The following is a 19,005-nucleotide window of genomic DNA, read 5'->3' on the forward strand; positions in this document are numbered from 1 at the left end:
GTGATGGTGTCATGGTAGCCCGAGCGGCTGGGAAGCCCCGTGCTCAGTCCACCGGCAGCGGCAATTCCTCCTCGTCGACGTCGAGCGAGAGCGTGGGCAGCGACGCGGTGAGCAGCGTGCCGTCGGCACGGCGGGAGCCCGTGACATCCCGCATCGTGGGAGCCCCGTAGAGGCGCGGTCCGTGCCCCTCGAGCGGCACCGTCACCGGAGCGCCGGCCCTGACGGCGACCTCGGCACCGCGCACGCGCACCTGCGCCTCTTCGCCCGTCTCGACGGTGAACGAGATCGACTCGGGCACGAGCGTGACGCGGAGCCGGGTGTTCCGCAGCGTGATGCGGTAGGTGATGCGGGTCCAGTCGTCGGGCAGCCGCGGGTCGAACGTGAAGACGCCGTTGTGGTCGCGGAATCCGCCGAAGCCCGAGACGAGCGCGCTCCACACGCCGCCCGTGGAGGCGACGTGCACGCCGTCGGCCGCGTTGTGGTGCAGGTCGGCGAGGTCGACGAAGAGCGCGGCGCGGAAGTACCGTATGGCCAGCTCGTGGTAGCCCACCTCGGCCGCGATGATCGACTGCACGACCGCGGAGAGCGTCGAGTCGCCCGTGGTCAGCGGGTCGTAGTACTCGAAGTTCGCGCGCTTGGCCTCGGTCGAGAACCGATCGCCCTGCAGGTACAGGGCGAGCACGACGTCGGCCTGCTTGAGCACCTGGAAGCGATAGATGACGAGCGGGTGGTAGTGCAGCAGGAGCGGGCGGCGGTCTTCCGGGGTGTTCTCGAGGTCCCAGAGCTCCTTCTGCAGGAACGCGGCATCCTGCGGGTGGATGCCGAGCTGCTCGTCGAACGGGATGTGCATGTGCGCGGCGGCGCGACGCCAGCCGGCCACCTCGCCCGGCGTGACGCCGAGCCGCTCGACGAGCCGGTGGTAGGCGATGGGATCGAGCACCTGCAGGTTATCGACCGCCGCTGCCGCCGCAGCGAGGTTCGCTCGCGCCATGACGTTCGTGTAGAGGTTGTCGTTCACGACCGTCGTGTACTCGTCAGGCCCCGTCACGCCGTGGATGTGGAACACGTCGTCGGCGTTCGATCGCCAGAAGCCGAGGTCCTCCCACATGCGAGCCGTCTCGACGAGGATGTCGATCGCGCCGCGGGCGAGGAAGTCCTCGTCGCCGGTCGCGGCGACGTACTGGCAGAGCGCGTACGAGATGTCGGCATCGATGTGGTACTGGGCGGTGCCGGCGGCGTAGTAGGCCGACGATTCCTGCCCGTTGATGGTGCGCCAGGGGAACAGGGCCCCGTGCTGGTTGAGCTCCATGGCGCGGGCACGTGCGGAGTCGAGCATCCGCTGCCGGAAGCGGAGCGCGTTGCGGGCGACGATCGGCGCCGTATAGGTGAGGAACGGGAGCACGTAGATCTCGCTGTCCCAGAAGTAGTGGCCGCCGTATCCGGTGCCCGTGACGCCCTTCGCCGCCACGCCACCGCCGTCGGTGCGGGCCGTGGCCTGCGCGAGCTGGAACAGGTTCCACCTCGTGGCCTGCTGGATCGCCGGCTGCCCCTCGACCTCGACGTCGGAACGGTTCCAGAAGTCGTCGAGCCACGCACGCTGCTGGGCGAACACCTCGGCGACGCCGAGCTCGGCCGCACGGTCGAGGGTGCGGTCGCAGCGGTCGACCAGTTCGCGCGCCGGAACCCGTCGCGCGGTGTGGTAGCTCGTCGTCTTGGTGATGCGGATCGGCTTGCCGCGCCGGGCGTGCACCCGATAGCTGTGCTTCGCGAGGTCGTCGCCGACCGATCCGGATTCGGTGTACGCGTTCTCGGTGGCGATCGAGTGCTCGGCGCCGACCGCGATCGTCATGCCCGAGTTGGTGGTCTGGTAGCCGAGCACGTACCGAGCGTCCTCGGCGCGCTTGAACCGCGGCTGCAGCACGCGCTCGTTGAACTGCTCGGCTCGGCGCGGGTCGAACGCCCCGACGCTCTCGGCCACGCCCGAGCGGTACTCGTCGCGGCCGTCCTGGCGGTTGAGGATGTGGCTTGTGATGGTGACCGCGGCATCCGCGTCGAGGAGTTCCACCTCGTAGTCGAGCACGGCGAGGTGGCGGTCGGTGAACGAGACCATGCGCCGGCTCGTGATGAGCACGCGCTTGCCCGAGGGCGTTCGCCACTCGATCGACCGGCTCAGCGCACCGAGCCGGAAGTCGAGCCGACGTTCATAGGAGAGGAGTTCGGCCTCGGTGAGCACGAGCGGCTCGTCGTCGACGTAGAGGCGGATCACCTTGGCGTCGGGGACGTTCACGATCGTCTGTCCGACCCGGGCGAACCCGAACGCCTCCTCGGCGTGGCGGATGGGCCACGTCTCGTGGAACCCGTTGACGAACGTGCCATGGAAGTGGCCGTCGCGGCCCTCCTCGACGTTGCCGCGGAAGCCGAGGTAGCCGTTGCCCACGGTGAAGAGCGTCTCGGTGCGCCCCATGTCGTCGACGCCGAACTCGCGCTCGACGAGCGCCCACTCGTCGATCGGGAACCGGGTGCGGTTCAGCGGGTCGTGGTCGGCGAACCTCATGCGGGTTCCTCTCGGGTGGTGCCGGGGGATGGGTCGGGAGCGCTGGTCGCCGAGCCGGTCGAAGCTGGGAGCAGCGGGATCAGTTCGTCGAGCTCGTCGACGATCACGTCGGCGCCGAGCTCGGCGAGGGTGTGGCGTCCGACGCCGCGATCGACGCCGATGACGATGCCGAACTCGCCCGCCGCGCCCGCCTTGACGCCGGATTCGGCGTCCTCGACGACGGCGCACGCCTCGGTCGGCAGCCCGAGCAACTCGGCAGCACGCTCGAACGTGTCGGGCTCGGGCTTGCCGGGGAGGCCGTCGCGCGCGGCAACGACACCGTCGACGACGACCTCGAACCGGTCGGCGAGGCCGGCGGCGGCGAGCACGGCGGGGGCGTTCTTCGAGCTCGAGACGACGGCGACGTGGCATCCGCTCGCCTGTACCGCGTCGAGGAACGCGACGCTCGCGGGGTAGGCCTCGACGCCCTCCTCGGCGAGGGTGGCGTTGAAGGCCTCGTTCTTGCGGTTGCCGAGGCCGTGCACGGTGTCTTCGGATGCCGCGTCGCTCACGTCGCCCTCTGGCACGACGATGCCGCGGCTCGCGAGGAGGCTGCGCACGCCGTCGTAGCGCGGCTTGCCGTCGATGTGGGCGAAGTAGTCGGCGTCGGTGTACGGCTCGGCGCCGTGTTGCTCGAGGAACGGCGCGAAGAGGCGCGACCAGGCGTGCATGTGCACGACGGCGGTCGGCGTGAGCACGCCGTCGAGGTCGAAGAGGTAGCCGCGGATGCCGCTGAGGTCGAGGTTCTGGGGCACGGAGAAGTCGTTGGGCACGTCGGGGGGATTCATGGATTCGGGGGAGGTGTCGGGCGCGGTCATGGGTCGTCCTCTCATCGCATCGGTCGGGACGCCGGACCCGCTGATCGATGCTATTCCCGTGCGAGGGGGCGAGCGCAAGTGGCGGGGGAACTCGGAGGATTCCCGAAGGGTCGCCGAACGCGTGGCGACCCCGGGGCGGCAACTGTCATCGCCCGATGTTCCGTTCCCGCGCAGGGTGCCCGCCGTACGGGCCACATGACGCGGGAACGGGAACATACGGCGAGCAGTGGGGTCGGCCGGATGCCACGAGCTGCAGTCCCCCGCCGAATGGTGATTCGGCGGGTCGAGGTGATACTCTCGGTTGGTTGGCGCACTTCGGTGCGCCCCACGTGCGCGAGTGGCGGAATTGGCAGACGCGCTGGCTTCAGGTGCCAGTACTCGCAAGGGTGTGGGGGTTCAAGTCCCCCCTCGCGCACCATTCGTCCCGACGGTGCCGCGCCACTAGGCTGCGGGCATGCATCCGCTCCTCCGCTCGTTCGTCCTGCCGGGGCTCGGAGCGATCGGGATCCTCGCTGCAGCCGGTCGGGTCGCTCGATTCGTCGGCGGCGACGACCCCCGTGAGGACCGAGCGGTGCGCGCGCTCCAGGCCGCGTTCGGCCACCGGCACGACGGCGACGGCGCTCCGCCCGATCCGCCCGAGCCGCGTGAGGTGCTCGATCGGATCACCCACCCGTTCTCGTGGTATTCGGGGGTGCCTCAGACGATCGCGAACGGGGCGCTCTGGTGCGGCGTGACCTGGTGGCTGACGCGCGACCGCCGATCCGCCGTCGCCCCCGGCGCGGCCCTCGCGCTCGAGACCGCCTGCTTCGTCGGATCCGCGGCGCTCGTGGGGCGGCCGCGACCTCGAGGCGTGTGGCGGCCGGAGCAGCCGCACGCCACATCCTCGTTCCCGTCGGGGCACACGGCGGCCGCCGTCGCGCTCCACACCACGCTCGCCGACCTGCTCGACCGGCACGGAGTCCGCGGCGCCCGACTCCTCGGACCCCTGCTGCGGTACGGGATTCCCGCCGCCATCGCGTTCTCACGGATCTACCGCGGGCAGCACCACATCTCGGACACGGTCGCGGGAGCCCTGCTGGGGCGGTGGAGCGCTGCCGTGGTCCGCCGGGAGTTGCTCTCGTCGTCGGACTGACGGGCCGGAACGAGCCGGCCCGCTCAGAGCTCCGTCTGGAACGGCCATCCCGTGTACGCCTCGGCGAGGTAGCGGCGGCCCGACTCGGAGTCGACGACCGAGCGCAGCTCGCCGAGCTGGCGCAGGCGGTCGAAGTCCGAGGCATCCGGCGCGACGTGCAGCATGCTCGTCATCCACCAGGAGAAGTGCTGCGCCTTCCAGATGCGTCGCAGGGCGGTCTCGGCGTATCGGTCGAGCGGACGCTCGTCGCCCTCGAGCAGGAGCGCCCGCAGCGCACGATCGAGGAGGAGCACGTCGGCGACGGCGAGGTTCATGCCCTTCGCGCCCGTGGGCGGCACCGTGTGCGCCGCGTCGCCGACGAGCGCGACGCGGCCACGACGCAGCTCGTGCGCCACGAAGCTGCGGAAGCGCAGCACGTCGCGTTGGAAGATCGGGCCCTCGAGGAGTTCGTGGCCGTCCACGCGGGACTGCAGGTCGTCCCAGATCTCACGCTCGCTCAGCGACTCGGGGTCGATCTCGGGGTCGCACTGGAAGTACATGCGCTGCACCGTGGCGCTGCGCTGGCTGATGAGCGCGAAGCCGTTCGGCGAGTTGCTGTAGATGAGCTCGGGCGCGCTCGGCGGCGCCTCGCAGAGGATCCCGAACCACGCGAACGGGTACTCGCGGAAGTAACCCCCAGTGCTGGAACCCGTCACCGAGGTGCGGGCGACGCTGCGTGACCCGTCGGCGCCGACGACGAACTCGGCCTCGATCACGAGCGGCTCGCCGTCGGCCGTGGTCGCGTGCACGGTCGGCCGATCGGTGTCGGCGCCGTCCACGCTGACCGCGGTGATGCCGAACCGCAGGTCCTGTCCCGCGGCGAGGCGCACGGCGATGAGGTCGATGAGCACCTCGTGCTGCGGGTACAGCCAGACGCTGCGACCGGTCAGTGCGGGGAAGTCGATGCGGTGGCCCTCACCGGCGAAGCGCAGCTCGATGCCGTCGTGGCGGTGGCCGACGGTCATGACGCGGTCGGATGCCCCGGTGGCGGCGAGCACCTCGGCGGTGCCGTGCTCGAGGATGCCGGCGCGGATCGTCTTCTCGATCTCCTCGCGCGACCGCTGGTCGATGACGATGGAGTCGATGCCGGCCGACGCGAGCAGGTGGGAGAGGAAGAGTCCGGCGGGGCCGGCTCCGATGATGGCGACCCGGGTGCGGATGGCGTCGGTCATGGCGTCTCCTTCGACGTCGAGTGTGCGAGCGTGCGGATGTCGCGATCCAGTGTGCGTGACGACGACGACGAGCCGGTCGTGCCTTCCCGTTCAATGAGAAGCAGGCGTTGGCCACGGCGCATCACTCGCGTCGGCGGGACAGCACCTTCGTGATGCCGGCGGACGCAGCCGTCAACTCCTCGATCGCCGCGGCCTCGGCGCCCGAGTCGCGGGGGAGCACGACCGAGAGCGCAGCGATGACGCGCCCGCGCTCGTCGCGCACGGGCACCGCGACACCCGTGGACACACGTTCGATCGAGCCAGGGGCGACGACATGGCCGCGCCGCCGCACGTCGGCCAGCGTGCGACGGAGCTCCGCGGCATCCGTGATCGTCTCGGCCGACACCGCCTGAAGGGGTTGCGCGAACACCCGCTCGACGACGTCCGCGTCGGCGTGGGCGAGGAGCACGAGGCCGGACGAGGACGCATGCAGCGGAAGACGGCCGGCCACCCGCGTGATGTTCGCTCCCGAGGTCGGCGACGAGAGCCGCTCGAGAAAGAGCGCTTCGTCCTGTTCGAGCACGGCGAGCTGGGTGTGTTCGCGCATGCGTGCCTGCACGCGCTCCATGAAGGGGAGCGCCGCCTGGCGGAGGCGGAGCGCGCGGGAGCCGCGCAGCGCGAGCTCCCAGAGGCGCATGCCGAGGCGGATCCTGTGGTGCTCGTCGCGCTCGAGCAGGCCCGCCTCGACGAGGTCGTCGACGATGCGGTGCGCGGTCGACGAGGGCAGGCCGGCCCGGCGCCCGATCTCGGCGGCGGTCTGCACGGTGCGATCGGTGGAGAAGGTCTCGAGGATGCGCACGAGCCGGTCGATCGTGGAGTCACCGGACGGTGAGTTCGCCATGCCTCACTGTCTCACGCGCGGCGATCGCCTCGGCACTGCGCCAGCTTGACGCGGTCTGCGCCAGTACAGGTGGCGCAGAGGCCGCCGAAGTGGCGCGGCGGACGGCGGGGGCGGATGCCGCGGAGGCGGGGCGGATGCCGCGGAGGGCACGACCCGGCGCGGGCGGGAGGGCATCGGGGTACCGTGGGCGACGTGACAGGTGAGGGGGAGCCGGCCGAGGGCGTGCTGGCCCGCGCGATGGGCGTGCTGAGCTGCTTCACCGAGGAGGAGCCCGTGCTCTCGGCTGCGCAGCTCGCCGCGCTCACGGGCACGCCCACGTCGACCATGCACCGGCTGCTCGCGCAGCTCGTGGGGTATGGGCTCGTGATGCGGGTGCCCGGCCACGCCTACACGATCGGCGCCCGCCTCTGGGAGCTGGGCGAGCTCTCGCCGCTGTCGCTCCGCCTCCGCGAGACGGCATTGCCGCACATGATGCGCCTCTACGAGGCCACGGGCGAGAACGTGCACCTCGCGGTGCTCGACGCGCCGACCCCCGAGACGGCGACGGCGCTCTTCGTGGGCCGGCTCACGGGCCAGGGATCGATCCCGACGCTGGGACGCATGGGCGGGAGGCATCCGCTGCACACCACCGGAGTCGGCAAGGCGTTGCTGATGACCCGCGACGAGGCGTGGCTCACCCGGTTCCTCTCGGTGCCGCTCGAGCGGGAGACGACGCACTCGATCACCTCGCACGACCAGCTGCGCACCGACCTCGAGCGCGCTCGCACGCGCGGTTACGCCACCACGCGCGAGGAGATGACGCTCGGCAACCTCTCCGTCGCCGCGCCGCTCGGCAGGATCGACGGCCTGCCGCCGGCCGCCATGGGCGTCGTCGCGCGCCTGAGCCGCGCCGACGAGCGGCACCTCGGGCCGCTCGTCATGCAGGCCGCGAAGGACCTGACGAAGACGCTGCGTTCCGGAGCCTCCTGAATCATTCCCACTGAGTGAGAATCAGCACCGACTGAGGGTGCCTCGGATGTCACGCTGGAGGAAGCCACCAGCCGCGGGTGACAGTCGAAGGAGACCCATGACCACGAACAAGACGGCGGCGGCGCCCGAGGAGCTGCTCGCAGCACCCGACCAGGCGACGCAGAACCAGATCACGCAGGAGATCCGCGACCTGCACGGCGAGTACGCCAAGCGCGAGGCAGACGGCGAGCACGTGCCCTCGACGCTCTGGAACTTCCCGCCCTACCGCTCGAGCATCCTGCGCCACCCGACGAAGAACCCGCGTCTCGTCGACCCCGAGACCATCGAGCTGTGGTCGCCGGCGTACGGCCAGCGTGACGTCGCGGCCATCGAATCGGACCTGACGCTGCAGCACACGGGCGAGCCGCAGGGCGAGCGCATCACCGTGCAGGGGCGCCTCCTCGACTCGTGGGGCCGCCCGATCGCCAACCAGCTCATCGAGGTCTGGCAGGCCAATGCAGCCGGCCGGTACATCCACCAGCGCGACCAGCACCCCGCGCCGCTCGACCCGAACTTCACGGGCGCCGGACGCTTCGTCACGAACGACAACGGCGAGTACAAGTTCACGAGCATCAAGCCGGGGCCCTACCCGTGGAAGAACCACGTGAACGCCTGGCGCCCCGCGCACATCCACTTCTCGATCTTCGGCTCGGGCTTCACCCAGCGCATCGTGACGCAGATGTACTTCCCGGGCGACCCGCTCTTCGCGCTCGACCCGATCTACAACACCATTCCGCGCCAGAAGGACCGTGACCGGCTCATCGGCACCTACGACCACGACCTCACGGTCCCCGAGTTCTCGATGGGCTACCGCTGGGACATCGTCGTCGACGGTCCGGATGCCACGTGGTTCGAGCCCGAGGGAGAGCACTGATGACCACGTCCAGCGAGCGGGTCGTCCGCACCAAGCGCGACCTCGGCCCGAAGACGCACGAGAAGACGCCCGGCCAGACCGTCGGCCCGTTCTTCGCGTTCGGCACCGTCTACCCGAAGATGAACGAGGTCGTCTACCCGCACAGCCCGGGGTCGGTCCGGCTCTCGGGCGCGGTGTACGACGGCGCCGGCCAGCCGATCCCCGACGCGCTCGTCGAGATCTGGGGCGCCGACTCCGAGGGCAACATCCCCCGCGGCCGAGGCTCGCGCCGTCGCGACGACTTCACCTTCACGGGCTACGGTCGCTGCGCCACGACCGATGAGGGCGGCTTCGCGTTCTGGACCCTGAACCCGGGCCAGGTCGACAGCCGGGCACCGTTCTTCGCTGCGATCGTGTTCGCCCGGGGCCTTCCCGACAAGCTGCACACGCGCATCTACCTGCCCGACGACCAGGACCTCCTCGACGCCGACCCGTTCCTCTCCTCGCTCACGCCGGAGGAGCGCGCTACGCTCATCGCAACGCGCACGCCCGACGGCAACCTGCACCACGACATCCGGTTGCAGGGCGAGAAGGAGACCGTGTTCATTGCCTTCTGACGCACTCCCCGACGAGTCGCCCGGTGCGCTCGACGTGGGACTGCTCGCGCCCGTGGCCGTCGGCCACGACGCCGACGTGACGGATGCCGCGGTGCTCGACGGGCTCGTGGCCGCCGAGGTCGCGCTCGTGCGCGCGTACGCCGACGTCGGCTCAGCTCCGAGGGCCGTGGCCGACGCTGTCGAGTCCGCGCTCGGATGGGTGGGTCCGGGCGAGCCGTGCCGTGGGCACGGGCTCGACGTGGTGGCGCTCGCGGAGGCAGCCGTCTCGGGAGGCAATCCGGTCATCCCGCTCGTGGCCATGCTGACGGAGCGGGTGCCCGCCGACGCGCGGTCGTGGGTGCATCGCGGGGCGACGAGCCAGGACATCCTCGACTCGGCGCTCATGCTCACCGCGTTCCGGGCCGCGACCCACGTCGCCGCCTCGTTGCGCGCCACCGAGGTGGCGCTCGCCGCGCTCGCCGAGGAGCATCGCGACACCGTGGCCGCGGCGCGCACGCTCACGCAGCACGCGGTGCCCACGACCGTGGGCCTGCGCGCCGCGAACTGGCTCCGGGGCGTGCGTCGGGCCGCCGAACGGCTCGAGGCGGCGACCGCCGCGCTGCCCGCCCAGCTCGGTGGCGCCGGTGGCACCCTGGCCTCCTTCGTCGAGGTCGCCGGTGCGGATGCCGCGAGCCGACTGCCTGCCCGATTCGCCGCGTCGCTCGGGCTCGTCGCGCCCGAGGCGCCGTGGCACACGACCCGGTGGCCGGTGACCGAGCTCGGCGACGCGCTCACATCGGCGATCGACGCGGTCGGCGTGATGGCGGCGGATGTCGCGACCCTGTCTCGCACCGAGATCGGCGAGCTCGCCGAGGGTGTCGGCGGCGGGTCATCCGCCATGCCGCAGAAGCGGAACCCCGCGCAATCGGTGCTCATCCGTTCGGCCGCCCTGCGCGCGCCGCAGCTCGGTGCGACGCTGCACCTCGCGGCGTCGACCGCGGTCGACGAGCGACCCGACGGCGCCTGGCACGCGGAGTGGCCGTCCCTGCGGGAGCTGCTGCGGCTCGCACTCGGCGCCGGCGCGCACGCGGCCCGACTCGTCGATGGGCTCACCGTCGATGACGCCGCCGTCGCGCGCAATCTCTCGCTCACCCGAGGGCTCATCGTCGCCGAGCGTCTGTCGCTCGTGCTCGGCCCGCTCATCGGGCGCGACCGCGTCGCGGCGCTCGTCGATGCGGCAGGCGGTCGCGGCGACGACCTCGCCGCGCTCGTGCGGGCGCTTCCCGAGGCCGCCGACCTCGACGTCGACGCGCTGCTCGACCCGGCGGACTACACCGGGCTCGCGTCCCGGTTCGTCGACGACGCCGTGGGCGTCGCACGCATCACGCCCGCCGGCGAGCAGCCGGCCCGACCAGAGGACACCACCCCGTGACCGTTCCATCCATCGCGCTCACTCAGGAGTTCGGACCGGCCGGCGCGCCGCTCGTCGTGCTGGGCCCCTCGATCGGCACGTCCTCGATGCTGTGGGAGAAGGTCATCCCGCTCCTGTCCGACCGGTATCGGGTCGTCGCGTGGGACCTCCCCGGGCACGGACGCGGTCCCGCGGCGACCGAGCCGTTCACCATCGGGGAGCTGGCCGACGCGGTCGCCAAGGCCGTCGGCGGATCGCACCCGTTCCTGTACGCGGGTGTGTCGCTCGGCGGCGCCGTGGGCCTCGAGCTGCTGCTGCGGCATCCGGAGCTCGTGACGGCTGCGGCGATCGTCTGCTCGGGCGCGAAGATCGGCCAGTCAGAGACCTGGCGGGAGCGCGCCGAGCAGGTGCGCGCGCAGAGCACCTCGGTGCGCATCATCCCATCGGCGCAGGTGTGGTTCGCGCCCGGGTCGATCGAGCGCGAGCCCGACCTCACCGGGCGCCTGCTGCACGTGCTGCAGGACGCCGACGACGAGAGCTACGCCCTGTGCTGCGACGCGCTCGCCGGGTACGACGTGCGTGACCGGCTCGGTGAGATCACGGTTCCCGTGCTCGCCGTCTGGGGTGAGCACGACACGGCGACGCCCGAGGCATCCGCCCGGGAGCTCGCGAACGGCGTGCGCGACGGACGCCTCGAGCGCATCGCAGGCGCCGCGCATCTGCCGCCCGCCGAGCGGCCCGAGGAAACCGCGGAGCTGCTGCGTGAGTTCTTCGAGGCGAAGGGCCGAGCGCGATGACGCGACCACAGGGCGACGGGCTGACCGACGGCGAGCGGTACGACCAGGGCATGACGGTGCGCCGCGAGGTGCTCTCGGACGAGCACGTCGACCGCGCGACCGCGGCGGCCGCCTCGTTGACCGCCGACTTCCAGGACTTCATCACGCGAGTCGCCTGGGGTGACGTGTGGTCGCGTCCGGGCCTCGAGCGGCGCCTGCGGTCGGTCGCGGTGCTCACCTCGCTCATCGCCCACGGGCACCACGAGGAGCTGGCGATGCACCTGCGCGCCGCACGACGCAACGGCCTCACGATCGACGAGATCAAGGAGGTCATCCTGCAGTCGGCGATCTACTCGGGTGTACCCGCCGCGAACACGGCGTTCCGGATCGCCGGCGAGGTGTTCGCCGACGAGGTGCCCTAGCCGCCGCGGATCGCGAAGAACTCGCCCTGCAGGCCGCGCAGGGCGCGCTCCACGGTGTCGTAGAGCCAGTCGAGCGCCGCGAGGTGCTGCGTGGTCGTGCGCCGGTAGAGACACACGTCGACCGGGTGCATGTCGACCGGCAGCGGCTTCAGCGTGAGCGGCCACGACGTCGTCCATCCAGCGCCGATCGTGTCGGGCACCGTCGCGACGAGGTCCGGCGCGGCCACGAGCATCGGCGGAACCGAGGCGAAGTGGTTCACCGTGAGCGGATCCTCCATGGCGATGCCGGCCCGCTGCAGGGCCGCGCGCAGGTTCGGCAGGCCCGAGTCGCCGGCCACCACGATGTGCGTGGCGGCCGCGTACGACGCCGCCGTCAACTCGCGGCCGGCGAGCGGATGCCTCGTCGACATGAGCACCCCGTAGGCCTGCTGCTTGAGCACCACGTGTTCGAGCCCGGCCCGCACGGGTGACGAAGTGACCGCGAGGTCGATCGCCCCGGTCGCGAGCCACTCGGGGAGCGCCCCGACGTCGAGCGCGACCGCCTCGATGCGCACGTCGGGCGCGGCTCTGCGCACGATCTGGGTGATCGCGGGGAGGTACCCGATCTCGCCGAGCTCCGACAGCGCGATGCGGAACCGTCGCCGCGAGCTGACAGGGTCGAACGCGCGCACGGCGTCGAGCGTCCGATCGACGCCCACGACGGCGTCGCGGAACCCCGGGAAGACCGCCTCGGCGACCGACGTCGGCTCCATCGCGCGGCCGACACGACGGAACAGCGGATCGCCGAGTTCCCGCCGGAGTCGCCCGAGCGACTGGCTCACGGCGGGCTGCGTCACGTAGAGACGCTCGGCGGCGATGGTGAGGCTCCGTGCCTCGTAGACCGCGACGAAGACCCGGAGGAGGTTGAGGTCCATGGGGGTGCTCCGTGCTCCGTGCTCCGAACGACTCAGGAATGGTTCACCAAGGATAAGCGCTGCTTATGTGATTCGGGTCATCCGGCCACGAACTCCTCATAGCATGAACACGTCCCCGCGCGGTTGCCGTGCGTGCCCGAACGAAGGAGTTCCCATGGCCGAGTCCCTCGCCGATGCCATCGCCCGCGCCGGCAGCGCGGTCGAGCTGCTGCGCAATGCACCTGCGCGACCCACGATCTTCCCGGTGACCCCGGAGTACAGCAACTGGCGCTCCGAGCAGCAGTCCTGGCGCACGACGGTGGCACTGCTCGACCAGTCGCACCACATGACCGACCTCTTCATCTCGGGGCCCGACGCGTTGCGTCTGCTCGCCGACGTCGGCGTCAACAGCTTCGCGAAGTTCGAGGTCGACCGCGCGAAGCAGTTCATCGCCGTGAACCACGAGGGCTACCTCATCGGCGACGCCATCCTCTTCCACCTCGACGAGGACGAGTTCGACCTCGTCGGCCACCAGATGGTCATCGACTGGGTGCAGTTCCACGGCGAGACGGGCGACTACGACGTCACCTTCGAGCGCGACGGCAACTCGATCGTGCGGGCCGGCGATCCGAAGCTGTTCCGCTTCGAGCTGCAGGGCCCCAACGCGCTCGCCCTCATGGAGAAGGTGACGGGTGCGCCCGTTCCACCGACGAAGTTCTTCCACATGGCGACGTTCAGGATCGACGGTCTCCGAGTGCGATCCCTCCGGCACGGCATGGCCGGGCAGCCCGGGTTCGAGCTCTTCGGGCCGTGGGAGCAGGGCGGCCGCGTGCGCTCGGCACTCATCCACCACGGCGAGGAGTTCGGCCTCGTGCTCGTGGGCTCGAAGGCGTACTCGTCGGCGAACCTCGAGTCGGCCTGGGTGCCGTCGCCCCTTCCGGCGATCTTCAGCGGCGAGGGAACGGAGGAGTACCGGAAGTGGCTCCCCGCCGCAGCCGCGGGTTCGCTTGCCGGCAGCTTCACGTCCGACCGCATCGAGGACTACTACGTCACCCCCTACGACCTCGGCTACGGACGCAGCGTCGCCTTCGACCACGACTTCATCGGCCGCGCGGCGCTCGAGCGGCACGCGCAGAACCCCGGCCGGGAGAAGGTGACCCTCGTCTGGAACGACGCGGATGTCGCGGACGCCATCGGCTCCCTCATGAGGCCGGGCCTGCCGGCCAAGTACATCGACTTCCCGAAGGCGAGGTACGGGCTCTACCAGGTGGACCGCGTGCTCGCCGACGGCCGCGACGTCGGCATCTCGCACGACGCCGGCTACATCACGAATGAGCAGGTGTTCGCCTCACTCGCAAGCGTCGAGCACGACTTCGCCGCCCCCGGCACCGAGGTCACGGTCGTGTGGGGCGAGGAGCCGAACTCCCGCAAGCCCGCCGTCGAGCGCCATCGGCAGGTCGAGATCCGTGCCACCGTGCAGCCCGCACCGTACTCGGCCTTCGCGCGGGAGAACTATCGCAAGGACGTCTCGAGCGCGCCGTCGAGTTGACGGGCACCTCGAGCCGAGGCCTACTTCACCGCCGCCATCGTCCCGCTGTGCCGCAGTGCCTCGTCGATCTGGGCGGCCGTGCGGAGCAGTGCGGGCAGGTACACGTCGCGGAGCCGCTCGAGGCTCGACGTGGCCGCTGCGCCCGACACGTTCACGGCCGCGGTGACGCTGCCGTCGCGCGCGTGCACGGGTGCGGCGATGCTGCGGAGACCGATCTCGAGCTCCTGGTCGACGAGCGCCCAGCCCTGCTCGCGCACCTCCTCGAGGATCGCACGCAGCTCGGCAGGATCGGTCACGGTGCGATCGGTGCGGTGTTCGGCGTGCAGCGTGCTCAGCAGGGGCTCGAGCTCGCGGTCGGGGAGCGCCGCGAGCAGGACCCGGCCCATCGAGGTCGCGTGCGCCGGGAACCGCGTGCCGATCGTGATGCCGACGTTCATGATGCGCCGAGTGGGCACACGCGCGACGTAGACGATGTCGGCGCCGTCGAGCACCGACGCCGAGGTCGACTCGCCGAGCTCGTGCGACAGCGCCTCGAGGTGCGGCTGCACGAGCTCGGGCAGCGTCAGGGCCGAGAGGTAGCTGAAGCCGAGCTCCAGAACGCGCGGGGTCAGCTGGAAGAGCCGCCCGTCGCCGGCGACGTAGCCGAGGCCGACGAGGGTGTACAGGAACCGCCGCGCGGCCGCCCGGGTGAGCCCGGTGCGGTCGGCGACCTCGCTCAGGGTCATCCGCGGGTGGTCCGCGTCGAAGGCGCGGATGACGGCGAGCCCTCGCGCGAACGACTGGACGTACTGGTCGCTCGACTCGGGCTGCATGGCGTTCACGCTACCGGTCGCCGCGCTACCGTTCGAGCACGACGGCGAGGCCCTGGCCGACGCCGATGCAGATGGCCGCGACGCCCACGCCGCCGCCCCGGCGGGCGAGCTCGTGCGCGAGGTGGCCGATGATGCGACCACCGGATGCCCCGAGCGGATGCCCGATCGCGATGGCGCCGCCGTGGATGTTGACCTTCTCGGGGTCGAGGTCGGGCCAGAGGCGCAGGCACGCGATGGACTGCGACGCGAACGCCTCGTTCAACTCGACGACATCGACGTCGGCCCAGGTGCGTCCGGCGCGGGCGAGCGCCCGGTTGGCGGCCTCGACCGGTGCGATGCCGAACGTGTGCGGGTCGTTGCCGAACGCACCGCGTCCCGTGATGCGGGCGAGCGGCTCGGCGTCGATCGGGGCATCCTCACCTCCGATGAAGAGCATCGAGGCGCCGTCGTTGAGCGGTGATGCGTTGCCGGCCGTGACGGTGCCGTCGGGGCGGAAGGCGGGCTTCAGTCCAGACAGCGTCTCGACCGAGGCATCCGGCCTGATGCCCTCGTCGCGCGTGAGCGTCGTGCCGGGCACGGGCACGACCTCGGCGTAGAGCCCCGCGTCCCACGCGGCGGCCGCGAGGTGGTGGCTGCGCACGGCGAATTCGTCCTGCTCCTCGCGCGTGATGCCGAAGCGGTCGGCGAGCTGCTCGGCGGTCTCGCCGAGCGGAACGGTCCACTCCTTGGGCATGCGCGGGTTCACCATGCGCCAGCCGAGGGTCGTCGAGTGCATGGTCTCGGATGCCGCGGGGTACGGGTTCTGGGGCTTCAGCACCACCCACGGGGCGCGGCTCATCGACTCCACGCCGCCCGCGAGCACGAGGTCGGCGTCGCCGGTCTCGACGGCGCGGCTGGCCTGGATCACGCTCTCGACACTCGAGCCGCAGAGCCGGTTGACGGTGCTGCCGGTGACCGAGGTGGGCAGGCCCGCGAGCAGGGCGGCCATGCGGGCGACGTTGCGGTTGTCCTCGCCGGCCTGGTTGGCGTCGCCGAGGATGACGTCGTCGATCCGAGCCGGGTCGAGCTCGGGATGCCGCGACATCAGCGCCTCGATGGTGTGCGCCGCCAGGTCGTCGGGGCGGACGCCGGCGAGGCCCTTGCCGAACCGGCCGAACGGCGTGCGGATCGCGTCGTAGACGTAGCTGGCGGTCATCGCAGCTCCTTCAGGTCGAGGCCGAGCAGTTCGCGCAGCTCGTCGATGCTCGTGTCGAACGTCTCGCGTACGACGAGGCCGTCGGGGGTGATGTCGAACACGGCGCGATCGGTGTAAACGCGGTCGACGCATCCGACGCCCGTGAGCGGGTAGGTGCAGTCGGCGACGATCTTCGGGGTGCCGTCGCGGGTGAGGAGGTCCATCATCACGAAGACCTGCTTCGCGCCGATAGCGAGGTCCATGGCACCGCCGACGGCGGGGATCGCATCGGGTGCCCCGGTGTGCCAGTTCGCAAGGTCGCCGCGCGCCGAGACCTGGAACGCGCCGAGCACGCACACGTCGAGGTGGCCGCCGCGCATCATCGCGAAGGAGTCGGCGTGGTGGAAGTACGCGGCACCGGCCCGCTCGGTGACGGGCTGCTTGCCCGCGTTGATGAGGTCGGGGTCGACCTGGTCGGGCGCGGGCGCCGGACCCATGCCGAGCATGCCGTTCTCGGTGTGCAGGATCACCGCGTCGCCGGGCGGCAGGTAGTTGCCGACGAGCGTCGGGATGCCGATGCCGAGGTTGACGTATGAGCCCTCGGGGATGTCGCGGGCGACGATCGCTGCGAGTTCCTGCCTGCCCATGCTCATGATGCTGCCTCCCCGATGAACTCGCCCTCGCGGAGCCAGGGCCGCTCGCCCACCTCCACGACGTGGTCGACGTAGATGCCCGGCGTGACGATCACCTCGGGGTCGAGCGCGCCGAGCTCGACGACCGAGTCGACCTGCGCGATCGTCGTGGTCGCCGCGGCGGCCATGATGGGGCCGAAGTTGCGGGCCGTCTTGCGGTACACGAGGTTGCCCCACGGGTCGGCGTGCAGCGCGCTGATGAGGGCGAAGTCGGCGCGCAGCGGGTACTCGAGCACGTAGTCGCGGCCGTCGATCTCGCGGGTCTCCTTGCCCTCGGCGAGGAGCGTGCCGTACCCGGTCGGCGTGTAGAACGCCCCGATGCCCGCGCCCGCCGCACGGATGCGCTCGGCGAGGTTGCCCTGCGGCACGAGCTCGAGCTCGATGAGGCCCGCGCGGTAGAGGCCGTCGAAGACCTGGGAGTCGGACTGGCGTGGGAACGAGCAGACGATCTTGCGCACCCGACGCGCGGCGAGGAGGGCCGCGAGTCCTGTTTCGCCGTTGCCCGCGTTGTTGTTCACGATCGTGAGATCGCTCGCGCCCTGCTCGATGAGCGCGTCGATCAACTCGACGGGCTGTCCGGCGCGGCCGAAGCCGCCGATCATGATCGTCGCGCCGTCGGGGATCTCGGAGAGCGCGGCGGCGACGCTCTCACTCACCTTCGATTTCACCGAGCACCATCCTCGTGTTCGCTGTGCGAACGACTGTTCGCACAGCGTCAGGATAGCACGATGCGCTCGGTCGCGGCGGCCGTTGCTCGCGGCGGCGGCTCGAACTCGGGCCGCCGCCGCGAGCGCGGGCCGCCGCGGGAAGTGAGTTGCGGGGGGTTCGGCGCGCGGCTCGGGTGAGGGGCGAGGTCAGTCGAGCGGCTCGATGAGCGACGGGTCCTCTGGGTCGGCCGTGCGCGTGTTGTTGACCTTGCGGTCGACCTCGTAGCTCTCGATCGTGGATGCCACCTTCGACGACTCGGCGTCGAGCAGGGCGACCATGCGCTGCTTGCCGGCCTCGTCGAGCTTCTCGGGGGCGAGGTACTCGTCCCACACGTCGCGGTCGAGGAACACGGGCATGCGGTCGTGCACCTCGCCAGAGGCATCCCGAGCCTCGCGCGTGATGATGGACGTCGAGACCTCCCACTCGTCGCCGACCTTGCGCGCCGTGTAGATGCCGGCCGCGGCGAGCATCGGCTGGTCGCCGTGCAGGAAGAACGCCTGCTTGTGCCCGGGCTCGCCCGTCCATTCGTAGTAGCCCCGCATCGGCACGAGGCAGCGCGACGACGCGAACGCGCCCTTCCACAGGCCGTTCGTGGCCACCGTCTCGATGCGGGTGTTGAACTGCGGGCGCTTCGACTCCTTCATGAACGAGGGATGGAAGTTCCAGACCGCCGGATCGACCGACCGCACGACCTCGCCCGTATCGCGGTTGGGCCGCTCGCGCACGATCGGGATCACCGCCGTGGGCGCGATCGAGTACTGCGGCCGCCAGTCGCGGTAGTCGCCGCCCTGCGCGACGAACTCCTGGATCATCTCGTCGACCTTGGCGTCGTTGGCGAAGCGTCCGCACATGATGCCAGTCTGCACCCGCCCGCCGACATGCGCACCGCCACCACAGTACGGAGGTCGGGGCATCCGGCGGCAGGGGTTGACCGCGGCACGCCGTATGACCTTCGGCCCGCGATCTTCGCGGAAACGCGAGATGATGCGGACATGCCCGAGACGCTGAGGGACCCCAACCCACCAGACCCGAGCCCTGAGCCCGAGCCCGGGCCTCCCGGCGTCATCGTCGGCGTCGACGGCTCCGAACCCTCGGTGTCGGCGCTCCGCTACGCGGCCGACCTCGCCCCGAAGCTGGGTCTTCGCGTGCGTGCGCTCGCCGTGTGGAACTACCCGTCGTTCATGTACGGCGGCTTCTACCCCCAATTGGACTGGACGCCCGAGGAGGACGCCGAACGCGTGGTGGCGAGGGTCGCCGAAGAGGTGTTCGGCACCGACGTCCCCGAGTGGTTCGCCACCCGCACCCGCCAGGGTCGCCCCGCCGAGGTGCTCATCGACGAGTCGAGGCACGCCGAGATGATCGTGGTCGGCAGCCGCGGGCACGGCGGCTTCGCGGGGCTCCTGTTGGGATCGGTCAGCGCCGCGGTCGCCGAGCACGCGAAGTGCCCCGTGCTCGTCGTGCACGGGCGATGACCCCG

At 71.1% G+C, this 19,005-nt stretch carries 19 protein-coding genes and 1 tRNA gene; 10 read left to right on the forward strand and 10 right to left on the reverse strand.

Going from position 1 to position 19,005, the window contains the following annotated elements; genetic code table 11:
• Positions 1–43: 43 nt before the first annotated feature.
• Together ACVFI9_RS00140 and ACVFI9_RS00145 are read right to left on the reverse strand one after the other, a co-directional pair.
• On the reverse strand, positions 44–2,554 hold the full coding sequence (locus ACVFI9_RS00140) for a glycoside hydrolase family 65 protein (protein WP_474764021.1): 2,511 nt from the start codon (positions 2,552–2,554) through the stop codon (positions 44–46).
• The gene (locus ACVFI9_RS00145; RefSeq protein ID WP_474766340.1) at positions 2,551–3,381 is read right to left on the reverse strand and encodes an HAD family hydrolase; all 831 of its coding nucleotides are present in this window, start codon (positions 3,379–3,381) and stop codon (positions 2,551–2,553) included. The genes ACVFI9_RS00140 and ACVFI9_RS00145 overlap by 4 nt, the downstream gene beginning before the upstream one ends.
• A 361-nt stretch (positions 3,382–3,742) precedes the next feature.
• Between ACVFI9_RS00145 and ACVFI9_RS00150 the strand changes: the two genes are divergently transcribed.
• Positions 3,743–3,829 (forward strand) — tRNA-Leu (locus tag ACVFI9_RS00150).
• A gap of 36 nt (positions 3,830–3,865) precedes the next feature.
• Positions 3,866–4,543, forward strand: a complete 678-nt coding sequence (locus ACVFI9_RS00155) for a phosphatase PAP2 family protein (protein WP_474764022.1) — start codon at positions 3,866–3,868, stop codon at positions 4,541–4,543.
• Positions 4,544–4,566: 23 nt separating this feature from the next.
• Here the strand turns inward: ACVFI9_RS00155 and ACVFI9_RS00160 are convergent, their stop codons facing one another.
• Positions 4,567–5,754, reverse strand: a complete 1,188-nt coding sequence (locus tag ACVFI9_RS00160; protein WP_474764023.1) for a 4-hydroxybenzoate 3-monooxygenase — start codon at positions 5,752–5,754, stop codon at positions 4,567–4,569.
• Between the two features lie 121 nt (positions 5,755–5,875).
• Positions 5,876–6,634, reverse strand: coding sequence for an IclR family transcriptional regulator (locus ACVFI9_RS00165; protein ID WP_474764024.1), 759 nt, complete (start codon positions 6,632–6,634; stop codon positions 5,876–5,878).
• Positions 6,635–6,826: 192 nt separating this feature from the next.
• Between ACVFI9_RS00165 and ACVFI9_RS00170 the strand changes: the two genes are divergently transcribed.
• The 6 genes from ACVFI9_RS00170 (at position 6,827) to pcaC (ending at position 11,700) form a co-directional block, all read left to right on the forward strand.
• Positions 6,827–7,603, forward strand: coding sequence for an IclR family transcriptional regulator (locus tag ACVFI9_RS00170; protein ID WP_474764025.1), 777 nt, complete (start codon positions 6,827–6,829; stop codon positions 7,601–7,603).
• A gap of 97 nt (positions 7,604–7,700) precedes the next feature.
• Positions 7,701–8,516: a protocatechuate 3,4-dioxygenase subunit beta gene (pcaH, locus tag ACVFI9_RS00175; RefSeq protein WP_474764026.1), complete on the forward strand. Its 816-nt coding sequence runs from the start codon at positions 7,701–7,703 to the stop codon at positions 8,514–8,516.
• Positions 8,516–9,112, forward strand: coding sequence for a protocatechuate 3,4-dioxygenase subunit alpha (pcaG, locus tag ACVFI9_RS00180; RefSeq protein WP_474764027.1), 597 nt, complete (start codon positions 8,516–8,518; stop codon positions 9,110–9,112). Before pcaH ends, pcaG begins: the two co-directional genes overlap by 1 nt.
• Positions 9,102–10,523, forward strand: a complete 1,422-nt coding sequence (locus tag ACVFI9_RS00185; protein ID WP_474764028.1) for a lyase family protein — start codon at positions 9,102–9,104, stop codon at positions 10,521–10,523. The genes pcaG and ACVFI9_RS00185 overlap by 11 nt, the downstream gene beginning before the upstream one ends.
• The gene (locus tag ACVFI9_RS00190; protein WP_474764029.1) at positions 10,520–11,299 is read left to right on the forward strand and encodes an alpha/beta fold hydrolase; all 780 of its coding nucleotides are present in this window, start codon (positions 10,520–10,522) and stop codon (positions 11,297–11,299) included. The genes ACVFI9_RS00185 and ACVFI9_RS00190 overlap by 4 nt, the downstream gene beginning before the upstream one ends.
• Positions 11,296–11,700 carry a 4-carboxymuconolactone decarboxylase gene (gene pcaC / locus ACVFI9_RS00195; protein ID WP_474764030.1) on the forward strand — a complete coding sequence of 135 codons (405 nt, stop codon included), beginning with the start codon at positions 11,296–11,298 and terminating at the stop codon, positions 11,698–11,700. Before ACVFI9_RS00190 ends, pcaC begins: the two co-directional genes overlap by 4 nt.
• Here the strand turns inward: pcaC and ACVFI9_RS00200 are convergent.
• Positions 11,697–12,614, reverse strand: a complete 918-nt coding sequence (locus tag ACVFI9_RS00200; RefSeq protein ID WP_474764031.1) for a LysR family transcriptional regulator — start codon at positions 12,612–12,614, stop codon at positions 11,697–11,699. The two genes, pcaC and ACVFI9_RS00200, sit on opposite strands and share 4 nt — an antisense overlap.
• A 154-nt stretch (positions 12,615–12,768) precedes the next feature.
• Here ACVFI9_RS00200 and ACVFI9_RS00205 point away from each other — a divergent pair, with 154 nt between their 5' ends.
• On the forward strand, positions 12,769–14,142 hold the full coding sequence (locus tag ACVFI9_RS00205; protein ID WP_474764032.1) for an aminomethyl transferase family protein: 1,374 nt from the start codon (positions 12,769–12,771) through the stop codon (positions 14,140–14,142).
• A gap of 20 nt (positions 14,143–14,162) precedes the next feature.
• Here ACVFI9_RS00205 and ACVFI9_RS00210 read toward each other — a convergent pair whose 3' ends face one another.
• The 5 genes from ACVFI9_RS00210 to ACVFI9_RS00230 form a co-directional block, all read right to left on the reverse strand.
• Positions 14,163–14,954, reverse strand: a complete 792-nt coding sequence (locus ACVFI9_RS00210) for an IclR family transcriptional regulator domain-containing protein (RefSeq protein WP_474764033.1) — start codon at positions 14,952–14,954, stop codon at positions 14,163–14,165.
• Positions 14,955–14,979: 25 nt separating this feature from the next.
• The gene (locus ACVFI9_RS00215) at positions 14,980–16,149 is read right to left on the reverse strand and encodes a thiolase family protein (RefSeq protein WP_474764034.1); all 1,170 of its coding nucleotides are present in this window, start codon (positions 16,147–16,149) and stop codon (positions 14,980–14,982) included.
• The gene (locus ACVFI9_RS00220) at positions 16,146–16,775 is read right to left on the reverse strand and encodes a 3-oxoacid CoA-transferase subunit B (RefSeq protein ID WP_474764035.1); all 630 of its coding nucleotides are present in this window, start codon (positions 16,773–16,775) and stop codon (positions 16,146–16,148) included. The genes ACVFI9_RS00215 and ACVFI9_RS00220 overlap by 4 nt, the downstream gene beginning before the upstream one ends.
• Before the next feature lie 2 nt (positions 16,776–16,777).
• A complete protein-coding gene (locus tag ACVFI9_RS00225) occupies positions 16,778–17,488 on the reverse strand; it encodes a 3-oxoacid CoA-transferase subunit A (RefSeq protein ID WP_474764036.1) in 711 nt (236 codons plus the stop codon).
• A gap of 186 nt (positions 17,489–17,674) precedes the next feature.
• Entirely contained in the window at positions 17,675–18,379 is a 705-nt protein-coding gene (locus tag ACVFI9_RS00230) for an SOS response-associated peptidase (protein ID WP_474764037.1), read from the reverse strand.
• Between the two features lie 141 nt (positions 18,380–18,520).
• Here ACVFI9_RS00230 and ACVFI9_RS00235 point away from each other — a divergent pair, with 141 nt between their 5' ends.
• Complete coding sequence (locus ACVFI9_RS00235) at positions 18,521–19,000, forward strand: universal stress protein (protein WP_474764038.1); 480 nt, start codon at positions 18,521–18,523, stop codon at positions 18,998–19,000.
• The last annotated feature ends 5 nt before the right edge of the window (positions 19,001–19,005 follow it).

It is taken from the genome of Agromyces sp. NSFZ (assembly GCF_056156205.1).